The following is a 19,862-nucleotide window of genomic DNA, read 5'->3' as shown; positions in this document are numbered from 1 at the left end:
CTCGATGCAAAGATCCCGGATCAACACGATCATCGCCGAGGCCGATGCCTTCATCCGCAGCCACGGCTATGTGATGCCGCCCTTCGCCTATTGGTCGCCTGAACGAATGCGCGAAGACGATGCCGCCGACATGCGCGCGCGGGGGCTGGGGTGGGACATCACCGATTATGGCGCGGGAAATTTCGTCGAGATGGGGCTGTTTCTGTTCACCGTGCGCAATGGGTCGGTCGCGGATCTGTCGTCGGGCCGTGGCATGCTCTACGCCGAGAAGATCATGATCTCGCGCAAAGATCAGCTGTCGCCGATGCACCGTCACAACCTGAAGGCCGAGGATATCATCAATCGCGGCGGTGGTGATCTGGTGATCGAACTTTACGCCCCGGACACTGACGGCAATATCGACCGCAAGTCCAATGTCACCGTGCCGACCGATGGCCTCATGCGGACCCTGCCTGCGGGCGGCAAACTGGTGCTGAAGCCGGGGGAAAGCGTGACGCTCATGCCCGGCATCTGGCACGCTTTCTGGGGCGAGGGCGCAGATTGCCTGATCGGCGAGGTCTCGACCGTCAACGACGATAAAACCGACAATATCTTCGAAATGCCCATCGGCCGCTTTTCCAACGTCGAGGAAGACGAAGCCCCCAGCCACCTGCTGGTATCGGACTACTGAACAGCGCAGGAGCAAGGGGAATGCGAGGTATATGACGTTGGATCACACCGGCATCAAACGCGTCGCCTGCATTGGTGAAGCCATGATCGAGCTGTCGCCATTGTCAGAGGGCCGGGCCGCGATGAACATCGCAGGCGACGTGTTCAACACGGCGGTCTACCTGCGGCCTTCCCTGCCCGATACCGCGATCGATTTTGTGACGGCCGTTGGGGACGATCAGGCCTCTGACATGATCCTTGCCGCCGCACGCAACCACGGGTTGGGCACCGGCAGCATCGAACGGCGCAGCGGCATGTCACCAGGGCCTTACATGATCTTCACGGATGATAGCGGCGAACGCAGCTTCAGCTATTGGCGCGCGGCGTCGGCAGCGCGGACGCTGTTCGAGACGTCCGGCAAGATCACCCTGAGCGTCATGGACAGCTATGATCTAGTGTATCTGTCGGGGATTACCCTCGCAATTCTCTCGGATCCCGTCCGTGACGCCTTGATTGAATGGGCGTCGGAATACCGGAAGAAGGGCGGCCGGATCGCCTTCGATTCAAACTACCGACCGGCCCTGTGGTGCGACCGGACAGACGCGCAGCGCGTGATCGAGCGGATGTGGCGCCAATGCGATATCGCGCTGCCCTCGCTGGGTGATGAAAACGCCCTGTTCGGCGCGGCGGACGAGGCGGACGTGATTGATCGGCTGCGCGACTGGGGCGTGACCTTCGGCGCGCTCAAACGCGGCGGACTTGGCCCTCTCGCGCTGGACGGGTCCGGTGACCTGCAGCAGGTCACGCCGGTCGCTGACGTCATCGATACAACCGCCGCAGGCGACAGCTTCAACGCGGGCCTCCTGGCCGGCCTGGTGGCCGGCAAGGATACGCGCGGCGCCATGAAACAAGGCCACGACCTCGCGGCACGCGCGATCGGCCACCGCGGTGCAATCATGCCCGCAGCAAAGACACCTTCCCCATAGCCCACACTCTGAACGATTGCAGAGCAACAAGGACCCCGAAATGGAAAACGCACGGAACTTCTACATCAACGGAAAATGGCAGGCGCCAACCGACGGACGCAAAGCCCCGGTCATCGATCCAAGCACCGAGCAACCGTTCGAGACGATTTCCCTAGGCGGCGCTCGAGACACAGATGCGGCCGTTTGGGCGGCCCGACGCGCTCTCCCTGAATGGTCGGCCCGGGACCATGGTGACCGCATTCGCCTGCTCGAGGCTCTTCTTGAAGTCTACAACCGCCGCGCCGAGGACATGGCCCGCGCCATCAGCAAAGAGATGGGTGCGCCGATCACTCTATCGCGTGAGGCACAAGTGGTTGCCGGTCGGGTTCACCTTGAAAGCACGATCCGCCTTGCCCGCGACTTCGAATTCGAGCACCCCTCGCCCCGCGACGGCGGGAGTACGATGAAGCTTCTTGAACCGATCGGTGTCTGCGGTCTGATTACGCCCTGGAACTGGCCGATGAACCAGATCATGCTCAAGGTCGCGCCCGCACTGGCGATGGGATGTACGGTGGTTCTAAAACCGTCAGAAGTGTCGCCCCTGTCCGGATTGCTTCTGGCCGAGATGATTGACGAAGCGGGTTTCCCACCCGGTGTATTCAACCTCGTCAATGGCGACGGTGCCGGGGTAGGTGCGGCGCTGACGTCGCATCCCGAAGTCGATATGATCAGTTTCACTGGCTCCTCGGTCGCGGGCGCCGCGATCACGCAAGCGGCGGCGTCAACGGTCAAACGGGTCGCGCTGGAACTGGGCGGCAAAGGTGCAAACATCATTTTCGCCGACGCTGACCCGGACGCGGTCGAACGCGGCGTGCGGAACTGTTTCAACAACACGGGGCAGACGTGCGCCGCGCCTACGCGAATGCTGGTCGAGCGCTCCCGTTACAATGAAGCGCTCGAGATTGCGCAACGTGTCGCGGAAACGGTTGAAACGGGGCCGAGCGATGAGGAAGGCCGCCACATTGGCCCCGTCGTTTCAGAGCGGCAATTCGACAAAATCCAGGGTCTGATCGCAAAGGGGATCGACGAAGGCGCCCGTGTGCTGGCCGGTGGTGCCGGGCGCCCGGAAGGGCGTAACCTCGGCTATTTCGTCCGACCAACAATCTTCGCGGATGTCACGCGCGATATGACCGTCTGGCGCGAAGAGATCTTTGGCCCGGTGCTTTGTATGACGCCGTTTGATACCGAAGCTGAGGCCATCGAGCTGGCCAACGACACAATTTACGGGCTGACGAATTTCATCCAGACCACAGATAACGAAAAACTGCGCCGTGTCGCGCGGGCTTTGCGATCAGGCATGGTCGAAAGCAATGGGATCGGTCCCGTGTCCGGCTCACCATTCGGCGGTGTACGCCAATCCGGCAATGGCCGTGAGGGAGGCTGCGAGGGCTTGATGGAATTTCTCGAAACCAAAGTCGTGAGCGGCTGGCTCAGCGGCGCGGATGTCGGTTGAACGATAACCAACCGCTGGCCCCGAGCGCAACTCCATCTGCCACCGGGAACGCCGCGCTTCCGGGAAAATCGCGGAGCTTGAACGCGTCAACCAGCAGTTCGTCCGCGCGGGCCGATCCCAGGCCTTGCCGCGCAATCGGTGTTTTGCGGCTCATTGATTTCTGCTGGTGCAGCGAATGTCCAGAATGCCTGGCGCGCAGCAGAAACCCCGCATGGTGGCGGATGTCCGCTAAGGGCCGACTTCTGCCTCTAAACTTTGCACGACAGCTTAGTTCGACAACGGCGGTTGCGTACTCCCGCAACCAAATTTAAAGAAATAGTTACAATGAGCTAGAAGCCTCCCGCGGGACGACACTTGCTTTTTGGGGGGGGCGCCCGTGGAAGCAGCGGGCGCGACTCAAACGTGTGCTGGAGGCGCGAAAGACCTGTTGTTCAGTAAATTCCGAAATGGCCCGCAGCGGACTTTGATCGCTTGTCTCTGCTGCTACATCGCGGCGTCTATTAACAGGCCAGCATCTGTGATTGCGGCAATATCTGCTTCAACAGTGGAGTTGGAAGTTTCCCGTGCAAGCAGGGCCGCAGATGCGCTGATGTCGACAGCAATGATTATTCATCTAAATATAATTTGATCCTTAAATCTCTTCTAGGATCAACAAAGGCCGAGGATTTAGCAAGTCACGGCTTGTTCAGGAACTCTTTGTGAACAGAAACCGAAAAAAGTTGAATGCTGTCAGGTAAGGCTCCGTTACTCGACGGGCCGAATTTCGCCTGTGTCCAAAACTGCGGATGCGTCGATCTCTTCTGCGTCCAGCATTGTCGCAACGCGTTCGAGATTGGCAACCAGCATGGCTTGCTCCCAGTCCTCCATCGCCGCGAACTTACGGACAAACCGTTGTTGCAACGGGTCTGGCGCATCTTGCAGAATTGAGCGTCCCGCGTCGGTCAGCAAAATATTGATTTGTCGGCGATCCTGCGTGGATTTTTCGCGGACGGCCAAACCATCACGCACTAGTTTATCTACCAAGGACGTTACAGTTCCTTGTGAAACGCGCATGCGCTGCGAAATAGCCTTGGCGGTCGCATATCCATTTTCCGAAATGATTTGCAGAACGCGGAACTGGGTGGGCGTAACGCCGGTCGATTGGCGGATTTCGCGCCCGAATAGCTCTGTCGCACGTACAATTCGTCTTAGAGCAATCAAACTACTATCGATGCGGTCCACGTTGCCTCCATTGATTTGATTGGCAAAGCATACCTCCTTCCTCATTTTGGGTACATAGTTTAAATTTGTTTGATTTGCGAAGCAGTTTCAATGGGGGTGTGCTTAATTTTGTGCAGTTTTTGTGACGATTTGCCGTGTATAGCGTAAATTTTGCTTTGACTGTTGAAAATACTTTCCTCCGATGTTACTTCGCCTTTCGAAGCAAAAGGAGTTCAAAATGCAGCACCCCGCTCAATCAATGCGCATTGACTTGCCAACACTACGCAAACCCAATGCCAAAGATGGCGCAAATATCTGGAAGCTAGTAAGAGCCTGCCGGCCGCTGGATGAGAACTCCATGTACTGCAACCTTCTGCAGTGCGATCATTTTGCCGACACTTGTGTTCTTGCGGAGATATCCGGCGAGGTCTTGGGTTGGGTTTCTGCCTATGTCATGCCAAACGAACCCGACACTTTGTTCGTATGGCAAGTTGCCGTATCCGAAGCCGCCCGCGGCCGAGGGCTTGGCCATTTGATGTTGCAGAACATTTTAAACCGCCCGGAATGCAAAGACGTTACCCGTCTCCAAACGACCATTACCGCCGATAATGAGGCCTCCTGGGCCTTGTTCCGCAAGTTTGCCCGCCTTCAAGACGGCGAGTTAGAGAATGCGCCTTACTTCACACAAACGCTGCATTTTCAGGAACGCCACAAAACCGAGCACATGGTCACCATTCAGCTGGAAAACCGAGTGAAAATGGCCGCTTAAGCCATGCGCCTGCCTCTCGCATCCAGCCTGCTAAATCTACATCCCCATCCGAATCCGCCAACGCCTGAAAGAGGTCGTATGTCTACGAATCTGTCCGATATCTCCATTTTCCCACGCCGTGAATCTGAAGCACGAAGCTATTGCCGTGGCTTTGACACTGTTTTTGTGTCCGCCAAAGGCTCTGAAATGACATCCCATGATGGAACCCGCTATATCGATTTCCTCGCGGGATGCTCTTCTCTGAACTACGGTCATAATGATCCGGACCTAAAGGCCGCGCTGATAGACCATATTCAGGCCGATGGCATTGCTCATGGGCTGGACATGCATACAGACACCAAGGCTGCCTTTATCGAAACCTTCGAGAAACAGATCCTTGCCCCACGCGACATGCCACATAAGCTGATGTTTACAGGGCCAACGGGCGCGAACGCAGTTGAAGCGGCTATGAAAATTGCTCGCAAGTCTACAGGGCGCACCAATATTATCGCCTTCACCAACGGCTTCCACGGCGTTACCCAAGGGGCGCTGGCGGCTACTGGTAATGGCTATCACCGCGGTGGAGCGGGCACCTCGCTCAATGGTGTCACGCGGATGCCGTACGATGATTATCTCGCAGATAACGGCGACACCACTGCTTACCTTGAGGCGATGCTCGAAGATCAATCGAGCGGGTTGGATGCCCCCGCCGCGTTCATCCTTGAAACTGTGCAAGGCGAGGGTGGCCTGAATGCCGCCAGCCCTGAATGGCTGAATCGCATTGCCGACTTGGCAAAGAAATCTGGCGCGCTTCTTATCATCGATGATGTTCAGGCAGGCTGCGGCCGAACCGGCAAGTTCTTCTCCTTCGAAGACATGGGTATTTCGCCGGATATCATCACAATGGCAAAATCGGTTTCCGGATTTGGTCTGCCTATGGGGCTGGTTCTTGTTAAGCCCGAGCATGATGTGATGGGGCCAGCCGAACACAACGGCACGTTCCGTGGTAACAACCATGCTTTCGTTACGGCGCGCGTTGCTATCGAAAAATTCTGGGCGGACGATCGGTTTGAGCAAGACATCAAACGACGGGCGGAGCTGGTTACACAAGGGCTTCAAACCATTGCCGATATGGTACCGAATGCGTACCTGAAAGGCCGTGGCATGATGATCGGCGTCGATGTTGGTTGCGGCGAGCTGGCAGGCGACATCTGCGCGCTTGCTTTCGAACGAGGCTTGATTGTTGAAACTTCCGGCCCGAGAGATGAAGTCGTCAAAATTCTTGCGCCGCTCACAACACCAGACGAAACCCTTAGCGCCGGAATGGACATTCTTATTGGCGCGGCTCGTCATATCGTAAACACACAAAAGATTGCTGCGGAGTAGTAGAATGATCGTAAGAGACCTGAATAAAATCATCGAAGCCAACGGCGAGCGAGTTGTATCAGACGCAAAATGGCGTAGCGTGCGCATGTTGTTGGCAGACGATGGCATGGGGTTTTCCTTCCACATCACATACCTCGAAGCAGGTTCTGAACACACGTTCGAATACAAGAACCACTTCGAGAGCGTCTTCTGTATGAAAGGCAGCGGTTCAATCACCGATATTGCAACCGGCGAAACCCACGAGATCAAACAGGGTGTGATGTACGCACTTAACAAGCATGACCGCCATATTCTTCGCGCTGATGAAGAGTTGGTCATGGCGTGCTGCTTCAACCCGCCTGTTACTGGCAAAGAAGTCCATCGCGAAGATGGCTCCTATGCCGCTGCAGAAGACTTGGAAACAGCCTAAGAGGGTTCGGTTCGCACCGGATAACATATTGTGAATTTCCCTGAGCATACCGTCGAAAAAATCGGCGGCACTTCCATGTCGCGCATCCACGAGTTGCGCGACACCCTGATCATCGGTGACCGCGCAGCGGATCGCTTGTTTCACCGGATGTTTGTCGTTTCGGCATTCGGCGGGATTACCAACCTGCTGCTAGAGCACAAGAAAACCGGAAAACCCGGTGTTTTTGCCCTGTTTGCCAATGATGATAATGATCACAGTTGGCTTGACGCATTGAACGGCGTTACCACGGCAATGAAAGATCAGCATGACAAGGTTCTGGATAATCCAGCCGATCGTGCTCTTGCAGAGGATTTTGTCCGTGATCGCATCGAAGGGGCCCGCAACTGCCTCTATGATTTGCGCCGCTTGTGTTCCTACGGGCATTTCCGGCTGTCGAGCCAGATGATGATCGTCCGCGAACTTCTTTCCGGCTTGGGCGAGGCCCATTCTGCTTTTGTCACAACACTTATGCTTCAGCGTGCTGGCGTAAACGCGCGTTTTGTTGACCTGAGTGGCTGGCGTGACGAAACCGAATGCTCGTTGCAGGAACGTATCAGCAAGGCTTTCTCCGATGTCGATTTGGCAACGGAGCTCCCAATCGTGACGGGGTATGCTCAATGTCGAGAAGGGTTAATGCGCGAATATGATCGGGGCTACTCCGAAGTCACTTTTGCAAATATTGCGGCGTATACCGGTGCAAAAGAAGCGATCATTCACAAAGAATTCCACCTGTCCTCCGCCGATCCAGCTTTGGTTGGCGTAGAAGAGGTGCAAAAGCTGGGCCATACAAACTATGACGTTGCTGACCAGCTGTCGAATATGGGAATGGAGGCCATCCATCCCAATGCCGCCAAAATCCTGCGCCAAGCCAAAGTAGCGCTGCGAGTTACCAACGCGTTCGAGCCCTCAGACCCAGGCACATTGATCGACGAAAAACCTGCAGAAGCCCCCGCTGTGGAAATTATCACGGGGCTGAATGTGGTGTCTCTGGAGTTGTTCGAGCAGGATATGGTTGGCGTGAAAGGCTATGATGCCGCTGCTCTTGATGCGCTGCGTCGACATAAGGTTCGTATTGCGTCTAAGATTTCGAACGCCAACACGATCACCCATTATGTAGAGGCACCGTTGAAAACAGTTCGCCGTGTTGTCTCGGATCTGGAAGAGGCTTTCCCCTCAGCGAGAGTCAGCGCAAGGACTGTGTCGATCGTTTCGGCAATCGGGCGTGACCTCACTGGGTTGAAAGCATTCAGTCAGGGAATTCGTGCCTTAGAGGATGCTGGTATTGAGGTGATCGCAGCCCACCAAGCGCCTCGAAATGTTGATATTCAGTTCGTCCTACCGCGCGAAGCTGCGGATAAAGCGGTCGTGGCACTCCATGCTGCTCTGGTTGGTCGCTCTGACATAAAGAGCCTCAAGCAAGCAGCATAAAGATCGCTTGCGGATGCAATCCCAGTTGGAAGTTAAGGGCCGCAAAAAAATTGGCGTGGCCTAATATCAGGGCGGTGTTCTTTGTGTCTGACGAGGAACAAAACACACACCGCCCTGTACAGAATGCTTACTTGGCAGGCGTGATCGCCGGCGGTTGCCAGCTGCCATCCAAAGCTTCTTTCTTTGGCCAGTAGAGACGCATGACCATATAAATTGGGCCGTCGGGCGCGGGGAGCCAGTTGGCTTTGAGCGCTTCATCCGTCGGGGCGTCTTTCTGGATATACAGGGTCATTGCGCCACTGTCGTCCTTGTGCATGTTCGGCAGCATGGGCGCGTTGATGAGATACCGGTTGATAGGATTGTCGACAAGAAGCTGTGTATTTCCGTCGTACATTGTTACCGACCAAAAAGCGTTCACGGGCGGCAATTCGCCAGCAGGGAAAGTCAACGTATAGTTGGTCTTGCTGCCGTCGAGCTTTGCGCCCTTTCCGTCAAGCCGGGTCAGCGGATAGAAGGCCTCCGCGGAATCGTTGCCATAGAGCCCCACAAGCGCGGCGACGGCCCGCATCAGGTAGTCGTCCTTCAACATGGCCCGATCGCCGAAGAGACCCTGTGATATTTGCCAGCCATTGACCATCTTGCCAACTTTCGCCTTTCGATCATGCGCCTTTTTCGTGCCCGCTTTCAGGCCCTCAGCAATCGCAGACTTGATCTCGTCTGAAATTGGTGTGGCAGGAAAGGCTTTGCCTGCCTCGATGCCAATGCTGGCGAATTTTTCGCGCAGCGGCTTCTCGACCGCGGCATCGCCAATGGCAGGAGCGAATTGCAGGATGAACGCCAAGTAGCCAAGCGGGTCCTTTTCCAGGCTCTCCTTGTCGACTTTCATCCAGTCTACAGGCGAAGCTGGCTCGGGTGCGTCGGTTTTAGCGAAAGCGGATAGGGTCGAAACTTTATAGCCCTCTTGCACCGCCTTGGCTTTGTCGAGATCGGACGGCCCGAAAACCTGAGTACGGAAATTGGCGAACCCGAACTCGGTACTGGAGCGGATGACTTCGCTGATGCCATCAGGCTTGTCCCCTTGCCAATGCGGTCCGGCGATCGCGTAGCATCCAGCATCGTTGCCAGTTGTCCGGCTTCCGATATAGCCGAAATTGTAAGTATAGAGGTTAACAAGCTGGACCGAGAAATAACGGCTTTTTTCAACCTTGGGCACGCAGATCACCACTGGCTCGGCGCGCAAGTCCATCCAGATAAACGAATAGATCGTGTCGCTGTTCGGTGTGACGATAGCGGTGTCTTTCGGCGTGGCCAGCTGGGCTTCGTTCTTGATCTGGTTGAACGGCGCCTTGTACTGGCTGCTGCTCTCGTCGATAGCGAATTGATACATGACGCTGTAGTTCATCAGCATCGGCAGGCCGTAAATCGCGGCCTCTTCGGCGATGGATTTCGCTTCATCTGTTGTCAGTGCAGCGGCTGGTGCGATGCTCTGGATTAAGCTGGCCCCAGCCATGCCGAGACCCAAGGCAAAGGTTCTAAAATGGTTTCCGATTGGCATGAATGCCCCCTATTTAATTCAATAGACACAAAAAGGCTTGGACTCGGATCGAGCGCCCCGCCCAAGTTATTTTGAAATTTTCTCCACTGATGGGAAGACGTAGCTTCCGTCTAGGATCGCCTGTTCTGGTTCATACAGGCGCACTCCGTAATTCCACCCGTCCATGATCGGCAGACAGTTGACGCGGCCATCATCACACCCACCAAAGTGGATGGTGATCGATCCGTCCTTGTTCTTTTCCGCGTTAACGCTGTTGAAGTTATAGGCGCCTTGCGGGTTTTTCTGAAAGTAGCCCTTGTCGTTGTAAAGGCTAACCGACCAGAAAGCTCGGACAGGAACATCCTTAGCGGTCAACTGATACTCACCGACCGGCAAATCTGGATTGACGTTCAGGTAGAAAGCGTGCTTCCGCGGCAGTCCGCCAAAACCAACGGCGGTACCGATAAGGTGCCCGATCGGCGTGGTGTCTTCCTTTGAGCCGAACCACCCAGTTGAGTCAGGTACGCCCTTGCCAAGTTCGAGCAGCGGGTCGAGCGTCGCTTTGTAACTGGCTTGATCATAGTCTTTCGCCACGAAGGGGTTGGCTGATCCCGCCTCGACCTTGATCCCGTCCTGCAACGCATGCACAGCTTTGATGTCGTCAGGAGAGTTTGAATCGACGAGCGTGCGAATTCCGATCCAAACGTGGTCTGAACCAAATTGCTCTTTCGTCAGTTTATGAGCGCCAGCATCAAGGTAGACCGCGTTTATGAAGTTGGCCTCGTTCACCACCATCATCGAACGATAGCGTGACCCCGCATCGGGCAGGGTAACCGTCGCGCCCTTGCTTATATCGACGACGATGAAGCTATAGAGAGTGTCGCGGTTCATGCGGATCGTCGGCTGTTTGTCGACCGGTACAGGTTCGCGCTCGTTGAGCACTTTGTTCACGCCGCCCGCTTGTTTTTGATAGGTGTCGAACTGCATGGCGGTCTGGGCTGTGATGTAGTTCATCACATTGACCTTGACCGGTTCTGCTTGCGCGGTTGTTCCGGCGAACAGCAAGACGCAGGCAAATAGGTTTGCGGGTTTCAAAAAACTCATGCTCAAATGCTCCATTTTGTCGTCAATTCGTGTGATCAATTGGTTTAAGAGGCAGAAATATCACTGGCGCGTAATGATGCCGGTCAGACCAACGCAAGAAGCGTATCCGACCATTCGACTAAGAATAGCGTGAGTCAAATTGCCATTCCTTACCAATTTGCATCATTTTCGCGCACTGGCCCTAAAGTTGTATAAGGTGTGTTGAAACAAACGGTCAACGCTTACGGATTACAAGCTGGAATTAAGTAGGACTTTATCGAGCAAAAACCTAATCCTGCTTAAAAAACGGGCAAATGGACTTTGCTTGCGAAGCAGCGTTTTTGGGGGGTGTGAACAGGCCAGCTGCCACCCTGAGTTTATCCGCCAATGTTCGCGCAGAAATCAAGAGCCAGCTAGTGGTCGTTCTGACTCAATGTTAGATCGGCATCCACGCTATTATTGATGACAAGTTCCGCATTAGGCAGGTCGTTCATTTTTGCGCGTTTAAGTGCGGCGGCTGAGTCAAACCCATGCTCAATCCAGCGTTGTATTAACCTGTTTTCGAGGACTTCAAGCGTTGGGCTGACAAAGATTGTCGCGGAGTACACATTTGCCAATGACTTCCACGGGTCGGAATTCAATAGAAGGTAATTGCCTTCGACGACGATGATGGGCGTTTCCTGATGAATGGCTATCGCATTGGCGATGGATAGATCCAGTTGGCGGTCGAACAATGGAAAAAACAGTTCTTTTTCTGTTGATTGGAGCCTTCTGATCGCATTGCAAAAACCTGACGCGTCGAAGGTCTCGGGCGCGCCCTTCCGTGCGAGTAAACCTCGCGCCTTAAGGATGCGGTTGTCCAGATGGTAGCCATCCATGGGCACGAGTTCGGCGGCTGGAGTTTCGGAAGCCGCTTGCGCGTTTAAGTATCGCACAGCGGCTTCCGCCAAAGTCGACTTTCCGGATGCAGGCGGGCCAGCGATTGCAACAATCGTCCGAACTCCGTCCTGCTTTATAGATGAGATCAGCTCGCAAACATGCTCAACATCTTGGTCGATCACAAGCAGTTCTCTTTCGGAGGTTCTTTGGCGCCGGTCATGAAAGCAACTGCGTCGGACATCGTATAATCCTTGGGATCGATCGTGCAGAGCCTTTTGCCAAGTCGATGAACATGAATGCGGTCAGCGACTTCGAAGACATGTGGCATATTGTGGCTGATCAGAATGATCGGAATGCCGCGCGCACGTACGTCCTGTATGAGTTCGAGCACCTTTCGGCTTTCCTTAACGCCCAATGCTGCTGTGGGTTCATCCATGATGATGAACTTGGTGGCAAAAGCTGCAGCACGAGCAACGGCAACGCCTTGGCGTTGGCCGCCCGAAAGTGTTTCAACTGCTTGATTGATCGACTGAACAGTCATGAGGCCAAGCTCGGTCAGTTTTTCGCGGGCAAACTTTTCCATTGCGGGTCGGTCAAGCTGACGAAAGTACTTTCCCATGAAACCCTGTTTGCGGATTTCGCGCCCCATGAACATATTGTCGGCAATCGATAGCGCCGGCGACATTGCAAGTTGTTGGTAGACGATCTCGATTCCCATATTTCGGGCATCGATTGGAGAGGTGAAATTAACTTTCTTCCCCTCGATGAGAATTTCGCCCTCATCCGGGATCGTCGCACCGCAGATCGCTTTGACGATGGAGGACTTGCCTGCGCCGTTGTCCCCGATAACAGCGAGAATTTCTCCTTGGCGCAGTTCAAAGTCGGAATTGTCGATTGCTGTGACGTGGCCATATCGTTTCACGATCCCACGGCCTTGAACGACTGGAGTTGCGTCTGACATTAGCCCGATACCTTTCTGATCCATTGGTCAACCGCGACAGCAGCAATGATGAGTAGCCCGATAAGCAAATAAGTCCACTGCGCGTCCGCGCCCATGAGCCTCAGCCCAAGAGTAAATACACCGACAATAAGCGCGCCGAACAACGATCCGAGAATGGACCCGCGACCGCCGAACAGGGAAATGCCCCCAATCACAACAGCGGTGATACTTTCGATGTTGGCCAATTGGCCAGACGTTGGTGAGACCGAGCCGATACGGCCGATCAAAGCCCAACCCGCAAACGCACAAATCAATCCAGATAGCATGTAAACAGACATCAAGGTTTTGTGGACGTTGACGCCAGACAACTCAGCTGCTTCTGGGTCGTCGCCCACGGCATAGACATGTCGGCCCCAGGCCGTGTGTTTGAGCGCATAGGCGAGGACTACGATCAGCAGGAGCATGAAGATGACGCCAAACGTGAAGGTCGCCCCGCCGATGCTGAATTTAGTGCCGAAAAACTGAAGAAATGAAGCGTTCGCTTCTATGTCTTGGCTTCTTATGGTTTCGTTCGCTGAATACAGGAAGTTGGTTGCGAGAATGATCTGCCACATGCCAAGCGTGACGATGAATGGCGGAAGTTTAACGCGACTGACGAGCCAGCCATTCAGCGCCCCAATTATCGTACCAACGCCAAGGCCACACATGACCGCAATCGGGACCGGAATACCGTAGCGAAATGTGAACTGTCCCATGATCACCGATGAGAAAACCATGATCGCACCGACGCTTAGGTCGATACCTGCCGTCAGGATAACGAGGCTCTGTGCCGCAGCGACGATGCCAACAATCTGAACCTGTTGAAGGATCAGGGTCATGGCAAATGGCGAGAAAAACTTAGAGCCCAAAAGTAGGCCGAAAATTACAATCGCACCAATAAGCACGATAAGCGGCACAAAAGATGGATTGACGTGGAGAAGATGTTGCAACTTCCCGAGTATGCCCCGCCGATGATCTTCGAATTGCGCAATGGTTTCTATTGTACCAGCGGAAGCATCTAATTCCTGGGCACTTTGGTTTGGTTCAGACATCTCTCCCCCTTTAGCGGCGGGCATTGCGGCCACGTGGCCAGTTTACAGGAAAAATTGTTTTCGGGTGATGGAATTGATGAGGCGCTTTGGTGCGCCTCATCATTGTTGGCTAAGCCTTAGCCCCAGCAGCGGTCCATTCCCTCGGCGACAGAGATAGACTCTACGCCATCAACGGGCTGATCGGTAACCAGTGCAACACCAGTATCGTAGAAGTCTTTTCCTGGTGTGTTCTCCGGCTTCACGCCCTCATCCGCCCATTTCTTAACGGCTTCAACACCGAGGGAGGCCATTAGCAAAGGATATTGCTGGCTCGTGGCGCCGATAACTCCCGCCTCAACGTTTTGCACGCCGGGGCAGCCGCCATCGACGGAAACGATAAGCACGTCATTCTCGCGCCCGATGGACTTCAGCGCTTCATATGCGCCAGCTGCTGCTGGTTCATTGATCGTGTGAACAACATTGATCGTTGGATCTTTGGCCAGGAGGTTTTCCATGGCGCGGCGCCCACCTTCTTCGTTGCCATCGGTCACGTCACTTCCAACCAAACGCTCGTCCGTCTCGTCGCCAATGACGTTTGGATCGGCAAGATCAACGCCGAAACCATCAAGGAAGCCCTGATTGCGCAACACATCTACTGTTGGCTGGCTAACATTCAGGTCAAGCGTTGCGATTCTGGCGTTTGCGGCCGCATCACCCATTTTTGCCTTCGCCCACTGTCCAATCAATAGACCGGCTTTGTAGTTGTCGGTTGCGAATGTTGCGTCGGCTGAGTCGATTGGGCTGAGTGGTGTATCCAGTGCAATCACCAGAATACCAGCATCTCTCGCTTGCTGAACGGCCGGAACAATCGAGCTCGTATCAGAGGCTGTCAGAAGAATACCTTTTGCGCCATCAAGGATGCAGGTTTCGATCGCTTGAACTTGAGTTTCATGGTCGCCGTCAACCTTCCCGGCAAATGCTTTCAAAGTCATGCCAAGCTCTTCGGCTTTCGCCGTCGCGCCCTCTTTCATCTTAACAAAAAATGGATTTGTGTCGGTCTTTGTAATCAAGCAAACAGTTTCGCCAGCAGCTTGTGCGGACGCCGCAGCCATGCTGAGCACAGCTGCGGATGCGGTAAGTTTAAGTAAATTTTTCATGTTATCCTCCCAGAAAATTGTTGTCGCTTCGCCTGCTGAATAAGCGAAGCGCACCTCCATCATCCAATGCAGGTCACGCTTATAAAAATGCGATTCTGATCTCGCTGTCAATAAATAAATAAAGTTTATTTATTAATTTGCCGGTGTATCTTTTCTTAATGATGTAAGGCGTTTATGTTCGAGGCTATGGTGAAAGAGTCGTTAAAAATTCTGTCTGGCGGGGTTAGCCAAAGTGGCGTTCGTGATCACAACGAGCGCCTGATTTTGACAGTTTTACAACGACATGGACCAACCGCAGGAGCAGAGATTGCAAGGTTGACGGGGCTGTCGCCCCAGACTGTGTCAATCATTTTGCGCAAGCTCGAAAAGGACGAGATTCTCCGACGAGGAACTCCGTTACGCGGAAAAGTGGGGAAACCCTCGATCCCAATGGAGCTCAATCCGGAAGGCACACTTTCTGTCGGGATGAAGATCGGACGACGCAGTGCAGATCTGCTTCTGATCGATTTTACAGGCAAGCCGCGGCGGCAGCTTTCTACCACATATGATTATCCTTTGCCTAAGGCTGTATTTGGATTTCTAGAGTCTGGATTGGAAACGCTTCTTTCCGAAGAGTCTAAGAAGCTACAGGCCCGCGTTTGCGGGATTGGAATTGGGACACCATTCGAGCTTTGGAAATGGCACGATCTATCTGGAGTGGCGGCCGAGAATTTCAGATCTTGGAAGGACGTGGACTTTTTCTCCGAAGTTGCCAAGTTCAGCGACCTGCCGGTTTTCGTAGTTAATGACGCAACTGCCGCGTGCCACGCGGAACACCTGTATGGTCGTGGGGCAGAGTTTCGGGACTATTTTTATTTCTTCATCGGTTCAATGATCGGAGGGGGTGTTGCGTTAAATGGCACCGTGTTTGATGGCAACCAAGGCAACGCCGGTTCTCTTGGAGCTATGCGTACAACAGGTCCGTCGGGGGAAAGTCAGCAGCTGATTGATACCGCGTCTCTGTTTCTGCTCGAAGACAGGTTGATCGAAGCAGGTGTTGCCCCGGAAATTCTTTGGAAGAAGCCTCAGGATTGGAGCAGCATATCGCGATATGTCGAGCCATGGATCGGGACAACAGCGCAGGAACTTGCCAAGGCCGCCCTTTCAATATGTGCCGTCATCGACTTTGAAGCAATTTTCATCGATGGAGCGTTTCCGCCTGAGGTTCGCGAAGAGTTGGTTGCCCGTGTTCGCCGATATATGGTGAACCAAGACAAACGCGGTTTGATCCCGCCTGTTGTCGAAGCTGCGGCGGTTGGAGATAATGCCAGAGGAATTGGAGCTGCAAGCAGCCCAATCTTTCGCCAGTTCCTGCTAAATACCAACGCGGGCCTTTCCAGAATGTAATTGAAGCTAATTGCGAGCTGTTTTTGCCTTCGCAATTCAGCCAAGGATGGCTTTGTTCTTGTCGATTTTCGCTTTCATCGAACAGTAATTTGATGCCCGGTTTCCGCAGGAATCACAGGACTCGGTCGGCATTAATTTCTACAATAAATTAATAGGGTGTGATTTAAGCTATTGAAAATCATGCATATTTAATGTCATACATTATATTGATTTTGTCTGACATTAAATCTACGCTCCTTATCAACACACAGGAAGGCTTATCGTGTCTAAAAGAAGTGCGGGCGAAAACGGCTCGGAAATTGATGCACTGCAACATCTCGAAGCAACGGGAAGCAAAAGAGATGTCCTAGAGGCGCTGTCGCTTATGATCGAGCGCGCGCAGCTTGGTGTTGGGGATCGTCTGCCCCCCGAAGTCGAGATTGCAAAGAAGCTCAATGTTGGTCGCTCCAAGGTCCGCGAAGCGCTCGTCGCGTGGCAGAACATGGGCATCGTCACTCGAAACAAAAAGGCCGGTACCCGGCTTGCGGCGGAAGTGTTTTCTCAAGCGATCCACCTTCCCTTAACTGTGAAAATCGAGGCTGAAAGTCTTTTGAGAACGTTGGCTGTTCGCCGACCTATCGAGATTGAAGCGGTGAAGATCGCAACCCAAAATGTGAGTGAGCAGCAAGGCAAGATCATTCTCGCGCGTGCTGCCGAGCTTATGGCGATCTATGAGGCCGGAGAGGATTGGCGGGCGGCGGATGCTCGTTTTCACGCCGCGATCCATGACGCTTCAGGAAACCCGCTCTTTCATCAGTTCTCGCATCTGATTCAGGAAAGCTTCCACACAATTTACGACGCACCTTTCGGTCAGGTGCACCTCGGTCATGAAACAATTCCGCTGCACCCGAGTCTCGCGAAGGCGGTGGTGTCTGGCGATGTAGAAACAGCAACAAAAATAATGGGACAGATTATGGATATGGTCGAAGCCGAAGTTCGGCGAGTCATGGAGGGGCGTGATGTCTGATTTCCAGAGCATCGCAACGATGATGGCTGCGGTTCTTGATGATGAAGCCGGCTCTATCACACCGCCGATCGTGCAGACTTCGCTTTTTGCTTTCGAGAACTATCAGGCATTCGAAGACCGCATGGCGGGCCGCACCAACCAATCCGTTTATACGCGCGTACAAAACCCTACAGTTGCGGCTTTCGAAGGGTTAATGGCCAAAGCCGAGGGCGGCGAAGCTGCGGTGGGATTTGCCTCTGGCATTGCTGCAATTACGTCGACTCTGCTCGCATTCGTTAAGCCGGGCAGCAAGATCGCCTGCGTTGAGCATGTCTACCCTGATACTTATCGTTTTATGGAGCAAATCCTGCGCCCGTTCGGGGTCGAGGTTAGCTATTATCCTGTTGAGGATTTCGAAGCTAACGCCGATTTGCTGGCCAACTTTGATATCGCCTATCTGGAAAGCCCCAGTTCGGTTGTTTTCACTCCGCTAAACCTAGCCTTGGTCGCAGAGCACGCGAAGCGGCACGACACACTGACAATCATCGATAACTCATGGGCAACGCCTGTGTTTCAGAACCCGCTGGCGCAAGGAATCGACATCGTGGTCCATTCGGCCTCGAAATACATTTCGGGCCACTCCGATACGGTAGCTGGCGTTACCATTTCATCGCAGGAGCATATTGCCGCAATCCGCGATCTTACCTTGCCGTTGCTTGGCGCCAAACTTGCGCCGTTCGAAGCATTTCTTCTGACGCGCGGCCTAAGAACATTGAATGCGCGTATGATGCAACATCAAGCAACAGCGAATCTTTTCGTTGATCGCCTCGCAGCACTCCCACAAGTGCGCAAGATCAACAGCCCCGGCGCAAATGCGGTCCCCGGTTTGACCGGGCGCTCCGGGCTTATGTCCATCGAGTTCGACGATAGCGTCGACATCCCAAATTTTTCGGATGCACTGAGCCATTTCCGTCTTGGCGTGAGTTGGGGGGGCTTTGAAAGCCTCATCCTGCCTGCGCGTGTCGGGCTTGCACAGGCTGGGCCGAAAAACTCGATGCAAGCATTCGGTGTCTCTCCCAATCTGGTTCGGCTGAACCTCGGTTTGGAAGATGCGGAAGACCTTTGGGCCGACTTCGAAAAAGCCCTGAACCAAAGCGCGACCTAAAGAAAAACAAGACGCATTTTTTATCACCACAAGGAGGATTTAATTATGAAACTCAAACTCGCTGGGCTCAGCACAGCCGCTATGCTGCTTGCAAGCAGTGCATTGGCGGAGACAACGCTTAAACTGGTTGAAGTTATCACCAGCCCAGAGCGCACAGCAGTGCTTCAGGGGCTTGTTGACCAGTACGAAGAGGCCAATCCTGACGTTACTGTCGAGATTGTCAGCCTTCCTTGGGGGCAGGCATTTGAGAAGCTGGCGACAATGGTTGCTGGTGGCGATGTGCCTGACGTGGTCGAGATGCCAGACACATGGCAAGCGCTTTATGCCGGTTCGGGCCAACTCAAAAGCCTCACGGATCTTGTAGCTGGTTGGGAGCATGGCAGCACCCTAACAGACAAGACAATCGCAATGGGTTCCCAAGCGGGCGATCTCTATATGATCCCTTATGGGTTCTATCTTCGTGCGATGTTCTACAACAAAAAGCTTCTCGCCGAAGCAGGCGTAGAGAATCCACCAGAGACAATGGAAGAATTTATGGCTGCTGCCGCGGCTGTTTCTGAGCTCGACGGTAAGTCGGGCTACTGTCTGCGTGGTGGTCCTGGCGGTACGAATGGTTGGATCATGTTCGGCGCAACCATGAACGGCACAAACGAATTCTTTACCGAAGATGGCAAGAGCCGGATCAACGAACCGGGCTCCGTCGAAGGAATTCAGTTCATGATGGATCTTTACCAGAAAGGGTATGCACCCAAGGATTCCGTCAACTGGGGCTTTAACGAAATCGTTGCTGGTTTCTATTCCGGCACATGCGCGTTCCTAGACCAAGACCCAGATGCGCTGATCGCCATTTCCGAGCGGATGCCAGCAGAAGATTTTGCCGTTATTCCGATGCCTGTTGGTCCTTCTGGTAAAGCATTCCCAACAATTGGGTTCGCGGGATGGTCGATCTTTGAATCCACAGAGCATGAAAAAGAAGCATTTGATCTTGTTGCGACTCTTTCGGCACCAGAGGCCAACGCCACATGGGCCAAACGCGTAGGGGTTATTCCAATCCACGAAGGCGCAGATCGTGACCCACACTTCCAAACAGAGCAGTTTGAAGGCTGGTTCAAGGAACTGAATGGCGAGCAGTACGAGCCGACCATTATGCCGACATACCTTGAGCAATGGGGCTACTTCGCCAGCACACTTCTGCTGGAAACAAGTCAGGAAGCACTCTTGGGTCAACGCACTGCGCAAGAAGTCGCAGATGAGTGGGCCGAGCTTCTGACCGAGGAATACGCTAAGTGGAAGGCAAAGCAGTGATCTCGCGTAAGCAAAACAACGT

Annotated in this window: 19 protein-coding genes; 11 read left to right on the top strand and 8 right to left on the bottom strand. The window is 53.9% G+C overall.

Features of this window, described 5'->3' with window-relative positions; genetic code table 11:
• The first annotated feature begins 4 nt into the window (after positions 1-4).
• The 3 genes from OU789_RS16200 to OU789_RS16190 are packed head-to-tail and all read left to right on the top strand — an operon-like array spanning position 5 to position 3,126.
• Positions 5-670 carry a D-lyxose/D-mannose family sugar isomerase gene (locus tag OU789_RS16200; protein WP_274656762.1) on the top strand — a complete coding sequence of 222 codons (666 nt, stop codon included), beginning with the start codon at positions 5-7 and terminating at the stop codon, positions 668-670.
• Between the two features lie 31 nt (positions 671-701).
• Positions 702-1,634, top strand: coding sequence for a sugar kinase (locus OU789_RS16195; RefSeq protein ID WP_274656760.1), 933 nt, complete (start codon positions 702-704; stop codon positions 1,632-1,634).
• Positions 1,635-1,674: 40 nt separating this feature from the next.
• Positions 1,675-3,126: an aldehyde dehydrogenase family protein gene (locus OU789_RS16190; RefSeq protein WP_274656759.1), complete on the top strand. Its 1,452-nt coding sequence runs from the start codon at positions 1,675-1,677 to the stop codon at positions 3,124-3,126.
• Here OU789_RS16190 and OU789_RS16185 read toward each other — a convergent pair.
• Entirely contained in the window at positions 3,104-3,280 is a 177-nt protein-coding gene (locus OU789_RS16185; RefSeq protein ID WP_274656758.1) for a hypothetical protein, read from the bottom strand. The genes OU789_RS16190 and OU789_RS16185 overlap by 23 nt on opposite strands.
• A 590-nt stretch (positions 3,281-3,870) precedes the next feature.
• Positions 3,871-4,347 carry a MarR family winged helix-turn-helix transcriptional regulator gene (locus tag OU789_RS16180; RefSeq protein ID WP_263951782.1) on the bottom strand — a complete coding sequence of 159 codons (477 nt, stop codon included), beginning with the start codon at positions 4,345-4,347 and terminating at the stop codon, positions 3,871-3,873.
• A 238-nt stretch (positions 4,348-4,585) separates the two neighbouring features.
• Between OU789_RS16180 and ectA the strand changes: the two genes are divergently transcribed.
• From ectA to OU789_RS16160, 4 genes are all read left to right on the top strand, one after another.
• The gene (gene ectA, locus OU789_RS16175) at positions 4,586-5,095 is read left to right on the top strand and encodes a diaminobutyrate acetyltransferase (RefSeq protein WP_274656756.1); all 510 of its coding nucleotides are present in this window, start codon (positions 4,586-4,588) and stop codon (positions 5,093-5,095) included.
• A gap of 78 nt (positions 5,096-5,173) precedes the next feature.
• Positions 5,174-6,460 (top strand): diaminobutyrate--2-oxoglutarate transaminase, encoded by a 1,287-nt coding sequence (gene ectB, locus OU789_RS16170; RefSeq protein WP_274656754.1) that lies wholly within the window; start codon positions 5,174-5,176, stop codon positions 6,458-6,460.
• Positions 6,461-6,464: 4 nt separating this feature from the next.
• The gene (locus OU789_RS16165; RefSeq protein ID WP_263951785.1) at positions 6,465-6,869 is read left to right on the top strand and encodes an ectoine synthase; all 405 of its coding nucleotides are present in this window, start codon (positions 6,465-6,467) and stop codon (positions 6,867-6,869) included.
• Positions 6,870-6,899: 30 nt separating this feature from the next.
• Positions 6,900-8,336, top strand: coding sequence for an aspartate kinase (locus OU789_RS16160; RefSeq protein WP_274656752.1), 1,437 nt, complete (start codon positions 6,900-6,902; stop codon positions 8,334-8,336).
• 127 nt (positions 8,337-8,463) lie between these two features.
• Here OU789_RS16160 and OU789_RS16155 read toward each other — a convergent pair whose 3' ends face one another.
• The 6 genes from OU789_RS16155 to OU789_RS16130 all read right to left on the bottom strand — a co-directional run bounded on the left by OU789_RS16155 (position 8,464) and on the right by OU789_RS16130 (position 14,999).
• A complete protein-coding gene (locus OU789_RS16155; protein WP_274656750.1) occupies positions 8,464-9,891 on the bottom strand; it encodes a DUF1254 domain-containing protein in 1,428 nt (475 codons plus the stop codon).
• A gap of 66 nt (positions 9,892-9,957) precedes the next feature.
• Positions 9,958-10,974, bottom strand: coding sequence for a DUF1214 domain-containing protein (locus OU789_RS16150; protein WP_274656748.1), 1,017 nt, complete (start codon positions 10,972-10,974; stop codon positions 9,958-9,960).
• Between the two features lie 392 nt (positions 10,975-11,366).
• Complete coding sequence (locus OU789_RS16145) at positions 11,367-11,903, bottom strand: phosphoribulokinase (protein ID WP_274656746.1); 537 nt, start codon at positions 11,901-11,903, stop codon at positions 11,367-11,369.
• A 107-nt stretch (positions 11,904-12,010) separates the two neighbouring features.
• Positions 12,011-12,817 (bottom strand): ATP-binding cassette domain-containing protein, encoded by an 807-nt coding sequence (locus OU789_RS16140; protein WP_394358461.1) that lies wholly within the window; start codon positions 12,815-12,817, stop codon positions 12,011-12,013.
• A complete protein-coding gene (locus tag OU789_RS16135; protein WP_274656743.1) occupies positions 12,793-13,863 on the bottom strand; it encodes an ABC transporter permease in 1,071 nt (356 codons plus the stop codon). Before OU789_RS16135 ends, OU789_RS16140 begins: the two co-directional genes overlap by 25 nt.
• 116 nt (positions 13,864-13,979) lie before the next feature.
• Positions 13,980-14,999 (bottom strand): sugar ABC transporter substrate-binding protein, encoded by a 1,020-nt coding sequence (locus OU789_RS16130; protein ID WP_274656741.1) that lies wholly within the window; start codon positions 14,997-14,999, stop codon positions 13,980-13,982.
• Between the two features lie 174 nt (positions 15,000-15,173).
• Between OU789_RS16130 and OU789_RS16125 the strand changes: the two genes are divergently transcribed.
• The 4 genes from OU789_RS16125 to OU789_RS16110 all read left to right on the top strand — a co-directional run bounded on the left by OU789_RS16125 (position 15,174) and on the right by OU789_RS16110 (position 19,840).
• Complete coding sequence (locus OU789_RS16125; protein ID WP_342453594.1) at positions 15,174-16,385, top strand: ROK family transcriptional regulator; 1,212 nt, start codon at positions 15,174-15,176, stop codon at positions 16,383-16,385.
• Positions 16,386-16,647: 262 nt separating this feature from the next.
• Positions 16,648-17,391, top strand: coding sequence for a FadR/GntR family transcriptional regulator (locus OU789_RS16120; protein ID WP_274656740.1), 744 nt, complete (start codon positions 16,648-16,650; stop codon positions 17,389-17,391).
• On the top strand, positions 17,384-18,535 hold the full coding sequence (locus OU789_RS16115) for an aminotransferase class I/II-fold pyridoxal phosphate-dependent enzyme (protein WP_274656738.1): 1,152 nt from the start codon (positions 17,384-17,386) through the stop codon (positions 18,533-18,535). Before OU789_RS16120 ends, OU789_RS16115 begins: the two co-directional genes overlap by 8 nt.
• 45 nt (positions 18,536-18,580) lie before the next feature.
• Entirely contained in the window at positions 18,581-19,840 is a 1,260-nt protein-coding gene (locus OU789_RS16110) for an ABC transporter substrate-binding protein (RefSeq protein ID WP_274656737.1), read from the top strand.
• Positions 19,841-19,862: the final 22 nt, after the last annotated feature.

The organism is Halocynthiibacter sp. C4 (assembly GCF_028823805.1).
GTDB classification, from domain to species: domain Bacteria; phylum Pseudomonadota; class Alphaproteobacteria; order Rhodobacterales; family Rhodobacteraceae; genus Falsihalocynthiibacter; species Falsihalocynthiibacter halioticoli.
This window is presented reverse-complemented; position numbering and strand designations above follow the sequence as displayed.